This window comes from Streptomyces sp. SA15 (assembly GCF_002291145.1).
Classification (GTDB): Bacteria; Actinomycetota; Actinomycetes; order Streptomycetales; family Streptomycetaceae; genus Streptomyces.
Window position 1 is genome coordinate 35,542 of record NZ_NTGE01000016.1, and the last position, 12,499, is coordinate 48,040.

The window sequence follows — 12,499 nt, forward strand, 5'->3', positions numbered from 1 at the left end:
ATGGCCGAAGACCGCCTCCTGAGGGTGCGCACGCTCCTCGACTCCGTGCGGGCCGAGGGACGCACGGCGCTGACCGCGCCCGAGGGCAAGGTGATCGCCGACGCGTACGGGATCGCCGTACCCGGGGAGGAACTGGCGACCGACGTCGACGAGGCCGTGGCGTACGCGGCGCGCTTAGGCGGGCCGGTCGTGATGAAGATCGTCTCGCCGGACATCCTGCACAAGACCGATGCCGGCGGTGTGATCGTCGGCGTCGAGGGCGCCACCGACGTACGGGCGGCGTTCCACAAGATCATCGACAACGCGCGCGCGTACAACCCGCAGGCCCGTATCGAGGGCATCCAGGTGCAGGAACTGCTGCCCCAGGGGCAGGAGGTCATCGTCGGCGCGGTGACCGACCCGACCTTCGGCAAGGTCGTGGCCTTCGGGCTCGGTGGTGTGCTCGTCGAAGTCCTCAAGGACGTCACCTTCCGGCTGGCTCCGGTCGACGCGGACGAGGCGCTGTCCATGCTGGACTCGATCCGGTCGGCGGAGATTCTGCACGGGGTGCGCGGCGCGCCGGCCGTGGACCGGTGGGCGATCGCCGAGCAGATCCGCCGGGTGTCCCAACTGGTCGCGGACTTCCCGGAGATCGCCGAGGTGGATCTGAATCCGGTGATCGCCACGCCGGAGGGCGCGGTCGCCGCCGATATCCGGGTGATCGTCTCCGAGTCGCAGCCGGAATCCCGTCGGCGGTATACACGCGACGAAATCCTGACGACCATGCGCCGGCTGATGCAGCCGACCTCGGTCGCCGTCATCGGTGCCTCCGACGAGCAGGGCAAGATCGGCAACTCGGTGATGCGCAATCTCATCGACGGCGGCTTCTCCGGGGAGATCCATCCGGTGAACCCCAAGGCCGATGACATTCTGGGCCGCAAGGCGTACAAGAATGTCACCGACGTTCCCGGTGAGGTGGATGTGGCCCTCTTCGCGATCCCCGCCAAGTCCGTGGCCTCGGCCCTTCAGGAGGTGGGACGCAAGAACATCCCGAACGCCGTCCTGATCCCCTCCGGGTTCGCGGAGACCGGTGAACACGCGCTCCAGGCGGAGATCGTGGCCATCGCCGAACGGCACGGCGTCCGGCTGCTGGGGCCGAACATCTACGGCTACTACTCCACGTGGCACGACCTGTGCGCCACGTTCTGCACGCCGTACGACGTCAAGGGCGGGGTCGCGCTGACCTCGCAGTCCGGTGGCATCGGGATGGCCATCCTGGGCTTCGCGCGGACCACGAAGACGGGCGTGTCGGCGATCGTCGGCCTCGGCAACAAGTCGGACCTGGACGAGGACGACCTGCTGACCTGGTTCGGCGAGGACCCGCACACCGAGTGCATCGCGATGCACCTGGAGGACCTCAAGGACGGGCGCGCCTTCGTCGAGGCCGCGCGGGCGACCGTACCGAAGAAGCCGGTCGTCGTCCTCAAGGCGGGGCGTACGGCGGCGGGCGCGAAGGCCGCCGGCTCGCACACCGGCGCTCTCGCCGGGGACGACGCCGTGTACGACGACATCCTGAGGCAGGCCGGAGTCATCCGGGCTCCCGGTCTGAACGAGATGCTGGAGTACGCGCGCGCGTTGCCGGTACTTCCCACTCCCCAGGGCGACAACGTCGTGATCATCACCGGGGCCGGCGGCAGCGGTGTGCTGCTGTCCGACGCGGTGACCGACAACGGCCTCACCCTGATGGAGATCCCGCCGGACCTGGACGCGTCCTTCAGGGAGTTCATCCCGCCCTTCGGGGCCGCGGGCAACCCGGTGGACATCACCGGGGGCGAGCCGCCGTCGACGTACGAGGCGACGATCCGGCTCGGTCTCGAGGATCCGCGCATTCACGCGCTCGTCCTCGGCTACTGGCACACCATCGTCACTCCCCCGATGGTCTTCGCGGAGCTCACCGCGCGCGTGGTGGCCGAGTTCCGGGAGCGCGGAATCGAAAAGCCGGTGGTGGCGTCGCTGGCGGGCGACGTGGAGGTCGAGGAGGCCTGCCAGTACCTGTACGAGCGAGGTGTCGTGGCGTACCCGTACACGACCGAGAAGCCGGTGGCCGTGCTCGGCGCGAAGTACCGCTGGGCGCGGGCGGCAGGACTCCTGGGGGGCGGTTCATGAGGTGAGTGGACACGGGGTCGGCGACGGTGCGCGTCGCCGGCCCCGGGACCCGTGCGCACACGAAAGGCATTGGACAGGGGGCGCTGGCCAGAACTTTCGACGCAAGGGGTGCAACACGACATGACAACGACCGACCTGCCGACCTCGGTTCCCTACCGCGAGGTGACCGACGCGAACGGCCGCGTCTACCGTCTCGGTGAGACCGACATCGACATCATGGGCCGCAAACGCAAGTGGATGGTCATCCTGCCATGGGTCGGCATGATGGGCATCAGCTCGGCCGAGTACGCGTTCGCGTCCGCCGAGGACACTCTGCACACAGCGCACCACTGGAACAGCGGGCACATCTTCTGGATGCTGGGCGTCTGGGTCTTCTTCCAGGCGGCGGTGGCCTTCCCCGCGGGCAAGCTGCGGGAGAGCGGCAAACTTCCCGCCCGCTGGGCGATGATGTTCGGCGCGCTCGGCACACTGCTGGGATATCTCTCCCTCGCGTTCGCACCGCATGTGATCGTCGCCTACATCGGCTTCGGCATGTTCAGCGGCATGGGCGCGGGCATGGTCTACGCGACCTGCGTGAACATGGTCGCCAAGTGGTATCCGGAGCGCAAGGGCGGCAAGACGGGCTTCGTGAACGGCGGTTTCGCCTACGGCTCCGTGCCGTTCGTGTTCCTGTTCACCGGCTACATGGACCTCACCAACTTCCGCTGGGTGCTGGTCTGTGTGGGTCTGTTCCTCGCCGCGGTCGTGGCGGTGGCGGGCTACTTCTTCCGTGACCCGCCGAAGAACTGGTGGCCGGCCGACATCGACCCGCTGAAGAAGCCCGACGACGCGCGTGCCCGGCGCGCACTGGAGAAGAACCCGCCGGCCGTGCACCAGTACACCCCCAAGGAGGCATGGAAGACCGGCCGCGTGGGTCTGATGTGGTTCTGTCTGCTGTGCACCTCGGGCGTGAACATCTTCGGTATCGCCTTCCAGGTGCCCTTCGGCGACGAGGCGGGCTTCGCGGGCGGCATCGTGGCCACCGCCATGTCCCTGAAGGCGATCGTGAACGGCACGGGCCGCGGGGTCATCGGCTGGCTGTCCGACCGGTACGGCCGCAAGCAGTGCCTGATCTTCGTCTGTATCGTCCTCGGGCTGTCGCAGTACGGCATTCTGTTCTCCGGGAACATCGGGAACCTTCCGCTGTTCCTGCTGTTCTCGTCGATCTCCGGCTTCGGCGGCGGCGCCATCTTCCCCATGTTCGCCGCGATGACCGCCGACTACTTCGGTGAGAACAACAACGCCTCCAACTACGGCCTGGTGTACTCGTCCAAGCTGGTCTCCGGCCTGCTCGGCTCCGGGATGGGCGCCGTGGTGGTGAGCGCCTGGGACTACGCAGGCGCATTCGTCCTGGCCGGTTCGATCTCCCTCTTCGCGGGCTTCATGGCCCTGTTCCTGCACCCGCCCGGACGCCCCAAGGCCAAGCGCATCGTGCCCAACCCGCACCCGCTCGGTGAGGAGATGACATGACGGCCGGCCCCGTCGCTCGGCAGCGGCCGCATTCGCGCTGCTGCTGCGGCAGCCGTCGCGGGGCGCGACGCGTACTCCTCGACCGGACCGCGGGTTGACGTGTCGCACACGTGAGGAGGCCCTCCCCCGGAGCGGGGAGGGCCTCCTCACGTGTCTACGGCTGTCAGCACTTCTCGCGCAGCGAGTGCAGATGCGCACTCGAACGCCGTGCGAACGTGAAGGACTCGGTCGGATTGTCGTGCTCCGCCTGCCAGTGGTGGGCGAATCGCTGGCCGCGCAGCCGGGTCACGGCGGAGATGAACCGCTGGTAGTCGATGTCGCCGTCGCCGACGTCGACCATGCGGTATCCGTACTGGTTCGCCGGGTCGCTCACCCCGTCCTTGACGTGGAAGAGCGGGTAGCGGTCGGGCTGCTTCAGGACGTAGTCCAGGGGTTCGAAGGGTGCGGGCGTGCCGTCGGGCCGCTTGGAGAAGCGGAACTGTCCGGAGTACGCCCAGTAGATGTCCATCTCCAGGTACACGAGGTCGGGGTCGGTCTCGGCGAGGAGGACGTCGTAGAGACGGACCTTGGGGTTGTCGGTGGCGAAGGAGAACTCCTCGGAGTGGTTGTGCTGGTAGAACTTCATGCCGCGTGCCCTGGCCGCCGCGCCGTAAGTGTTGAAGTCCTCGGCCGCGCGCTTCCACGCGTCGACGGTGGAGCCGTAGCGGAACGGGCCGGAGGCGGTGCCGATGTGCTTCAGGCCGAGCGCCTGGGCGTCGTCCAGGACCTTGGTGAGGTTCTGGGCGAAGGTGTAGGCGTTCGGGTCGCTCGAGTAGTAGCCGACGTGGCTGCCGATCGGGTTCAGGCCGTGGTTCCTGGCCAGCCGCTTGAGCTGGGCGAGAGTGATCGGGCCCGCCGCTCCCTGCGTGTATCCGGCGAACTCGACCTCGTCGTAGCCGTACTTCTCGAGTTCGGCGAAGACGGGGGCGAAGCCCAGCGTGGAGACCTTGTCGCGCAGGCTGTACAGCTGGATGCCGAGCCGGCCGGGAGGCAGGACGGGACGGCCCCGGCCCGCGGCGGAGGTTTCTGTGGCGGTGGCTGCCGTGGCGGGGGACGCGGCGGCGCCGAGCAGCGCGGCGGCGGTGGCGCCGGCGGCGACGCCGAGCATGCCTCGTCTGCTGAGGCGGTGGGCCAGTTCGGGGTCGTGCGCCTTGCTCGTTCGGGCCGTGCGAGGTGTGCGGCTCATCTGGAACTCCTCCAGGTCACGGGGCGTTGTCAGTGGTGAGTGCTTCACTTGTGACCAGTCAGGAAAGACCGGCCAGTTGGAGCAGTAGTGCTTTCACGTCGGTGGCCGCGACGCGGTCGCCGACAGCGCGGGGGGTGGAGCAGATGAGGAGCGGACCGTCGTCGCTCGTGGGAAGGCGGCCGTGGCTGCCGCGAATAGGTGAGGGATCCAGGGGCACGACCGCCATGCGGTAGCGCATGCCGAGCTTCTTGCGCGCCAGCGCCGTGGCCGCCTTGACCTTGACGTAGGGGTCGAGCGGGTCCATGAACAGTTCGACCGGGTCGTAGCCGGGTTTGCGGTGGATGTCGACGAGCCGCGCGAAGTCGGGCGCGCGGGCGTCGTCGAGCCAGTAGTAGTACGTGAACCAGGCGTCAGGCTCCGCTACGGCGACGAGTTCGCCCGAGCGCGGATGGTCGAGGTGGTGGACCTTCTTGCCCTCGTCGTCGAGGAGTTGCTCGATGCCGGGCATGCCGTCGAGGACGGCCCGGACCGCGTCGAGGTCTTCTGGCCGGCGGACGTAGACGTGGGCGATCTGGTGGTCGGCGACGGCGAAGGCGCGGGAGGCCATCGGGTCGAGGTACTCCATGCCGTCCTGCGTGTGCACCTCCAGCAGCCCGGCGCGGCGCAGGGCGCGGTTGATGTCGACGGGACGCTCCGCGCGGGTGATGCCGTACTCGGACAGGGCGACGACCGTACGGCCCTCGGCTCGCGCGTCGTCCAGGAGCGGGGCCAGGGCTGCGTCCAGGTCGGCGGCCGCTTTCAGGGAGCGCGGGTCGTCGGGCCCGTGCCGTTGCAGGTCGTAGTCGAGGTGAGGGAGGTAGCAGAGCGTCAGGTCGGGGTGCCGGGTGCGCGTGATGTGCCGGGTGGCGTCGATGATCCAGCGACTGGAGACCAGGTCCGCGCCGGGTCCCCAGAAGTGGAAGAGGGGGAAGGTGCCGAGTTTGTCGGTGAGTTCGTCGTGCAGGGTGGCGGGGCGTGTGTAGCAGTCGGGTTCTTTGCGGCCGTCGGCGTAGTAGATCGGACGGGGGGTGACGGTGATGTCGGTGTCGGCGCCCATGGCGTACCACCAGCAGATGTTGGCGACCGTGTAGCCGGGGTGCGCGCGGCGGGCGGCGTCCCAGAGTTTGTCGCCGGTGACCAGGCCGTTGTGCTGACGCCACAGGAGTACGTCGCCGAGTTCGCGGAAGTACCAGCCGTTGCCGACGATGCCGTGCTCCGACGGGTGGGTGCCGGTCAGGAAGGTGGACTGGGCGGCGCACGTGACGGCGGGCAGGACGGCGCCGAGCGGCGCACGGGAACCGGACTGCGCGAGGGCCTTGAGGTGCGGCATGTGGTGGAGAAGACGGGGGGTGAGGCCGACGACGTCGAGGACGAGGAGCGGGGTCGGGCCCGGGGCGGTCCGGTGGGTGCTCATGGCTGTTGGGCGGGTGCTCATGGCAGCTCCTTCAGGCCGAGGTCCGTCAACAGGTCGCGGGCGAGGGCCAGTTCGGCGGCGATGCCGTCGGCGAGCTGGGCCCGGCCGCGGGGCCTGAGCTCGGGCGGGAGGGCCTGCCAGGTGTAGGTCTCGACCTCGAGGTGGTGGGTGAGCGGGTGCGGGCCGCCGACGAGCCGGGTCAGGGCGGCCTTCAGAACGGGGAGCGTGGAGGTGAGGGGCGCGGCGGGGGCCGCGTGCAGCGGAACGTGGAAGTGAGCGCGCCACGGGGCCGCGTCAGGAAGGGTGTCGCCCGCGAGGGCCTCGCCGAGGTCGTCGGTGCCGCGCAGGCCGGAGGACGTGGCGGTGCGGGTCTGGTGCAGGAAACGGGGTTCGTCGAACGCGGCGAGAGCGGCGCGGACCTCGGGGAGATGGGGGTGTTCGGCGTGCAGGGCGGCCGAGAGCTGTGACTTGACGACGGGGATGCCGGCCCCGGCGAGCGCGTCCAGGGCCGAGTGCGGGTCTTCGAAGGAGGTGGCGAGATGGCAGGTGTCGACACAGATACCGATCCGGTCGTGGCCGATCGCGGCCAGCGGGGCGATGGCGTCGCCGGTGGTCTCGACGACGCAGCCGGGTTCGGGTTCCAGGCCGACGCGGATGGAGCGGCCGGTCAGTTCCGCCAGGGCGTCCAGACGCTCGGCAAGGCCGGCCAGGTGGGCGCGGGCCGTCTCCGCGCGCTCCGCCGCCGACGCCCCGTCCGCCGGTGCGGAGCCGGGCGGTGCGGGCAGGACGGTGCGCCAGGTGAGCGGCAGGGTGGAGATGCTGCCCCCGGTGACGTCGTCGGGCAGGAGCCCGGCCAGGACGCGGGCCAGGGCAGTGGTGTGGTCGAGGCGTTCGGGGTCGGCCCAGTCCGGCTTGTACACGCGGTACTTGACCTCTTCGGCGCCGAAGCCCTGATACGGGAAGCCGTTGAGGGTGACGACCTCGAGGCCGCGCCGATCGAGTTCGGTGCGCAGGCCGCGCAGGGCGGACGGGTCCGTGACGAGGGCGTGCGCCGCGTCTCTGGCGAGCCACAGGCCGATGCCGAGTCGGTCACGGCCGAGACGGCGGCGGACGGGTTCGCAGTGGTCGCGGAGCTGGGCGAGGACGCCGTCGAGTGTTTCAGCGGGGTGGACGTTGGTGCAGTAGGCGAGATGGACGGTGGTGCCGTCGCGGTGGCGGAAGCGCATGCCCTACTCGCCCCCGCGCAGGATGGAGTTGCCCTCGTGGGTGGCCTGCTTGGCCGCGACGTCCAGGGCCAGGCGGCCGCTGAGACCGTAGAAGGCGACGGGGTTGCGCCACAGCACCCGGTCGACGTCGTCCTCGGTGAAGCCCTCGGTGAGCATCAGGTCGCCGACCTTGCGGGTCTTGAGGGGGTCGCTGCGGCCCCAGTCGGCGGCGGAGTTCACCAGCACCTGCTCGGGTCCGTAGACGCGCAGGATCGCGACCATCCGCTCCTCGTCCATCTTGGTGTCCGGATAGACGGAGAAGCCCAGCCAGCAGCCGCTGTCCTTGGCCTCCTTGACGGTGGTCTCGTTGAGGTGGTCGACCAGGACACGTTCCGGAGCGAGGGCGGACTCCCGGACCACATCGAGGGTGCGGCGCAGGCCGGCCAGCTTGTCGCGGTGCGGGGTGTGGACGAGCGCGGGCAGCTCATGGTCGGCGGCGAGCTGGAGCTGCGCGGCGAGGGCGGTGTCCTCGGCTGGGGTCATCGAGTCGTAGCCGATCTCACCGACGGCCACGACCTGGTCCTTGACGAGATACCGGGGCAGTTCGTCGAGGACGGGGACGCAGCGCGGGTCGCCCGCCTCCTTGGGGTTGAGGGCGATCGTGCAGTGGTGGGCGATGCCGTACTGCGCGGCGCGGAAGGGTTCCCAGCCCAGCAGGGAGTCGAAGTAGTCGAGGAAGGAGGCGGGTGAGGTGCGGGGCTGGCCGAGCCAGAAGGACGGCTCGACGACGGCGCGGACGCCGGCGGCGTACATGGCCTCGTAGTCGTCGGTGGTCCGTGACGTCATGTGGATGTGGGGGTCGAAGATGCGCATCAGGACTCCTTGCCGTCGAGGCCGCGGATGCCGTGCTCGGCCGGCGGTGGGGGCGTGGGGTCGGTCAGGGCCAGGACGCGGTGGAGGTCTTCGGGGACGGGACGGCCCGCGGCGGTGCGTTCGGCGGCATAGTCGCCGAGCATGCGGGCGAGTTCGCCGTCGGCGTGGGCGCGCCGCTCCAGGTCGGCCACCTCGGCCACGGGCACGCCGGTGAAGAGGCATTTCAGGACGGCGTGCCGCCAGTGGTGGGCGGCGAGGTGCCGGGCGGCGTACGGGCCGAGAGCGGCGGCCAGGAGTCGGGTGTCGTTGGTGCGCAGGGCGTCCTCGACGAGCGGGACGGCCTCGGGGCCCGGCACGAGGTGGGGCAGGGCGTGCAGGACGGCGCGGCGTTCGGCGGCGGTGCCCTGAGCGTAGACGCGGGCGAGAGCGTCCGGGTCGGCGCGGGCCGCGTGCAGGATGAGGACACGGACGGCGTCGGCGTGCTCGGAGCCGCAGCGGCGTCCGGCCTCGGCGAGGCGCAGCTCCCACACGGAGATGGGTCCGTGCGTGCCGGGATGGGCCGCGGCCTCGTCGAGGGCCCGGTCGAGCCAGGTCCGGGCGGCTGAGCCGAGGTGGTGGTTGACGTGGCTGCGCAGGTCGTCCAGCGGGGTGCGGGCGAGGGTGGTGCCCTGGGTGTCCGCCGCGGGGGTGTGCGGGGCGGCATGGGGGTGGGTCATGAGGTTTTCCCTTCAGGGGTGGCGGAGGGCTCGCCTGGGGGTGCGAGGAGCGGGGTGCTCGGTGGGACGGGTGGGCTGGGCGCGATGGGCCGCGTCGAGGCCCTGGAAGCCGCCGCGGTGGCTGCCGCTCGGCGGAGGAACGGAAGGGAGAGCGCGGCGAAGTGGGGGCCCGCGTGGGAGTGGCGGGGCAGTTCGACGACGGTCAGGCCCTGGTAGCCGGCGGCGGACAGGGCGGCGAGTACGGACGGGAAGTCGATCTCCCCGTCTCCGAGAGGGAGGTGCTCGTGGATGCCGCGGCGCATGTCCTCGATCTGGACGTGGCGCAGCCAAGGAGCGGCGGCGCGTACGCAGTCGGCGGGTGGGAGCGGCTCGAGGCACTGGCAGTGGCCTATGTCGAGTGTCAGGCCGAGGTGGTGCGGGTCGCCGAGGGCGCGGCGGAGGTGGTGGAAATCCTTGAGAGTGGCGAGCAGATGGCCCGGTTCCGGTTCGACGGCCAGGGGGATGCCGGCGGTGGTGGCGGCGTCCAGGATGGGGGCGAGGGCCTCGGCCAGACGTTTCCACGCCGTGTCCGTGTCCGTACCCGCGGGCGTGATGCCGCTGAAGCAGTGGACCGCGTGGGCGCCGAGGTCGGCGGCGACCTGCACGGCACGGATCAGCAGGTCGACGCGTCGGGCGCGGTCGTCCGGCTCGGGGTCCAGCAGAGAGGGGCCGTGTTTGCGACGCGGGTCGAGCACATAGCGGGCGCCCGTCTCCACGGTGACCGTCAGACCGAGCGCGTCCAGCCGGTGCGCGAGACGGCGGGTACGGGCGGGCAGGTCCGGGGCGAGCGGGTCGAGGTGCATGTGGTCGAGGGTCAGCCCGACGCCGTCGTAACCGAGGTCGGCGAGGAGGGCGAGAGCGTCGTCGAGGCGGAGGTCGGCGAGGCCGTTGGTGCCGTAGCCGAAGCGAAGGGAGGTGGTGGAGGGAGGGAGGGTTTCGGGGGTCATGTGATGCTCACCTTCCTCGCGAACCTCTTTGCGATCGGGGCAAGTACCGCGGTGAGCAGTGCCGTGGCGGTCGCGCCGGAGCGGGCGGAGAGTGCGGCCTGGAGCGGGATCATGGCGCGGATGCCGCCGCTGACGGCTCGTTGGGTGAGCGGGGGTGAGGGGTTGAGAGCGGCGTGGAAGTAGGGGCGGGCGGCGGTGGCGGCGTAGGCGGCGGCGAGAGCCGTGCGCGGGGCGGCGGACGGCGAGAGCCGAGGGCGAGGGGAGCGGGCTGGGTTCCGTTCCGGCAGGTCGAGCCGGACGCGCCGGTTCGGTCGCTCGGGACGCCCGGGCGGGGGCACGGTGGTGCCCCGGCTGGTGGGCGGGCGCGTCAGGAGCCTGGTCAGTACGCCGGTCGTGGCGAGTGCTGCCAGCGCGGCGAGGGGTGAACCGCCCTGGGTCTCCCGGCGTGACACGGTCGTGACCGCGAGGGTGTGTGCTCCGAGGAGGGCGGCGGACGGAAGGGCCCGGCGGACGCCGTCGGCGAGGCGCGCAGAGCCCGCCGTGACCCCCGTATCACCCGGGCTTGTCCCGCCGCCCGTCGTGGCTGCCGCACCGAGGAGCAGGTCCAGGCCGCGCGCCGCCGCCATGGCGAGCGGGCCTGCCGGGGTGCTCTTCAGGGCGAGGTCGTAGGCCCAGACCGTCGCTGCGAGAGGGGTCGCGACGGCGAGGGCGGGGCGGCCGGCGCAGGCGGCCAGGGACAGGCCCGCGCCGGTGAACGCACAGGCTGCCGCCAGGGCCGCCGTGGGGCGAATGCGGCCGGAGGGAAGGGGGCGGTGCGGGCGTTCCGCCGCGTCCTCCTGCCGGTCGGCCCAGTCGTTGAGGGCCATGCCGGCCTCGTACAGGCACAAGGAGGAGCAGATGGCGAGCACAGTGCGGGGGTTGGGGTGGGCTGCGGCTGCCGCCGCACCGGCGAGGGCGTCTCCCGGGACGGTGAACAGGGCCGGGAGGCGGAGCAGTTCGGTCCAGGCCTGCGCGCCGACGGCGCGACTCGGTCCCACGCCGACCGCCCCCATCCCGACCAGGCCCGCGCCACTCGCGCCCACACGGCTCGCGCCCGCACCATTCGGGCCCACGCGTGCCGGGCCGATCGGGTGCACGCCGTTCGGGCTCGGGGCATCGCGCCGGCCGCTCACCGGCCCTCCCCCGAGTGCTCGTCCGCCCGCCGCTCCACCGTGCCGCCGCCCCGCAGCCGCTGCGCGAACCCCACCAGTGCCGCGTACTGCTCCCCCAGGGCCGACGGCCCTTCCCCCACCGGATCCTTGAAGTAGAACCCCAGCTCGGACAGCGGTCCGGACAGGCCCCTCTCGTGCGCGCGGGAGACCAGGCGGGCCAGGTCGAGGACCAGGGGTGCGGCCAGGGCCGAGTCGCAGCCCTGCCAGATGGTCTGCAGGATCATGCGGGCGCCGAGGAAGCCGTCGAAGGCGATGTGGTCCCAGGCGGTCTTCCAGTCGCCGAGCGCGGGGACGTCGTCGATGTGGACCTCGCCCTCGGGTGTCGTGCCGAGGGTGTCGGCGAGGACCCGCTCCTTGCCCGCGTTCTTCGCCGCCGCGGTGGCCGGGTCGGCCAGGGCGGCACCGTCGCCGCCGCCGAGCAGGTTGGTGCCGGACCAGGCCCGGACCGCGAGCGCCCGCTGCGCGAACATCGGGCCCAGCACCGAACGCAGCAGCGTCTGCCCGGTCTTGCCGTCGCGGCCCGCGTACGGCAGCCCCGACGACTGGGCCGCCTGGGCCAGCGCGGGGTGGTGCAGGCCGGTCGAAGGGGTGAAGTTCACGTACGGGCAGCCCGCGCGCAGGGCCGCCGCCGCGTACAGCGAGCTGGCGGGGAGTTCGGCGCCGATGGGCGCCGGTTCCGTGGAGGCGACGTTCATCACGACCGCCCGCGCGAGGCCCTGCCGCCGTACGAAGTCCCGTAGATCGTCGGCGAAGGCGGTGATGAGCTCCTCCACGTCCCGGGTGTCCCCGGGGAGTGGGCCGCCCGGCCTGATCTCCCGGTCTGCTGCGGCCAGTTCGGCGCCGATGGCGGTCGGGAGGCCGTGCGGCAGAACGCCTCCGGCCGCCAGCGTCTCCGCGCGCTTGGGCAGGGGGCAGTCCACCGTGTCGTGGCCGCCGAAGACGAGGGACGACAGGGCCGGCAGGCCGCTGTCGGCGAATTCGGGTGTCTCGGTGATCAGTCCCGTCGGCGGGTGCAGGCCCGCGGTCACGGCGGCGCATCCCGCGACGACCGTGGTGGCGACGGAGCCCCGTGCCCCGATCAGCCAGACGCCGACGCGTGGTGGGGAAACGGACGCGGACATGGGCAGCCTCCTCGTCGAACGCCTGGTATGCGACGAACACCTCGTGTGCACACAC

General features: G+C 71.4%; 10 protein-coding genes. 2 read left to right on the forward strand and 8 right to left on the reverse strand.

Annotated elements, in window-relative coordinates; all coding sequences use genetic code 11:
- Window positions 1–2,145, forward strand: a complete 2,145-nt coding sequence (locus CLM62_RS02545) for an acetate--CoA ligase family protein (RefSeq protein WP_095748262.1) — start codon at window positions 1–3, stop codon at window positions 2,143–2,145.
- Window positions 2,146–2,265: 120 nt separating this feature from the next.
- Entirely contained in the window at window positions 2,266–3,654 is a 1,389-nt protein-coding gene (locus CLM62_RS02550; RefSeq protein WP_095748229.1) for an OFA family MFS transporter, read from the forward strand.
- Between the two features lie 163 nt (window positions 3,655–3,817).
- On the opposite strand, the gene CLM62_RS02555 is transcribed toward CLM62_RS02550, so the two are convergent.
- The 8 genes from CLM62_RS02555 to CLM62_RS02590 form a co-directional block, all read right to left on the reverse strand.
- Window positions 3,818–4,879: a sugar phosphate isomerase/epimerase gene (locus tag CLM62_RS02555; RefSeq protein ID WP_095748230.1), complete on the reverse strand. Its 1,062-nt coding sequence runs from the start codon at window positions 4,877–4,879 to the stop codon at window positions 3,818–3,820.
- A gap of 58 nt (window positions 4,880–4,937) precedes the next feature.
- Window positions 4,938–6,353 (reverse strand): nucleotide pyrophosphatase/phosphodiesterase family protein, encoded by a 1,416-nt coding sequence (locus CLM62_RS02560; protein WP_095748231.1) that lies wholly within the window; start codon window positions 6,351–6,353, stop codon window positions 4,938–4,940.
- Window positions 6,350–7,558, reverse strand: a complete 1,209-nt coding sequence (gene eboE, locus CLM62_RS02565; protein ID WP_095748232.1) for a metabolite traffic protein EboE — start codon at window positions 7,556–7,558, stop codon at window positions 6,350–6,352. The genes CLM62_RS02560 and eboE overlap by 4 nt, the downstream gene beginning before the upstream one ends.
- 3 nt (window positions 7,559–7,561) lie before the next feature.
- On the reverse strand, window positions 7,562–8,410 hold the full coding sequence (locus CLM62_RS02570; protein ID WP_095748233.1) for a TatD family hydrolase: 849 nt from the start codon (window positions 8,408–8,410) through the stop codon (window positions 7,562–7,564).
- Entirely contained in the window at window positions 8,410–9,126 is a 717-nt protein-coding gene (locus CLM62_RS02575; RefSeq protein WP_095748234.1) for an EboA domain-containing protein, read from the reverse strand. Before CLM62_RS02575 ends, CLM62_RS02570 begins: the two co-directional genes overlap by 1 nt.
- Window positions 9,123–10,112 carry a sugar phosphate isomerase/epimerase gene (locus tag CLM62_RS02580; protein WP_095748235.1) on the reverse strand — a complete coding sequence of 330 codons (990 nt, stop codon included), beginning with the start codon at window positions 10,110–10,112 and terminating at the stop codon, window positions 9,123–9,125. Before CLM62_RS02580 ends, CLM62_RS02575 begins: the two co-directional genes overlap by 4 nt.
- The gene (locus CLM62_RS02585; RefSeq protein WP_095748263.1) at window positions 10,109–11,164 is read right to left on the reverse strand and encodes an SCO3242 family prenyltransferase; all 1,056 of its coding nucleotides are present in this window, start codon (window positions 11,162–11,164) and stop codon (window positions 10,109–10,111) included. Before CLM62_RS02585 ends, CLM62_RS02580 begins: the two co-directional genes overlap by 4 nt.
- Before the next feature lie 116 nt (window positions 11,165–11,280).
- Window positions 11,281–12,444: an inositol-3-phosphate synthase gene (locus CLM62_RS02590; RefSeq protein WP_095748236.1), complete on the reverse strand. Its 1,164-nt coding sequence runs from the start codon at window positions 12,442–12,444 to the stop codon at window positions 11,281–11,283.
- Between the last annotated feature and the right edge of the window lie 55 nt (window positions 12,445–12,499).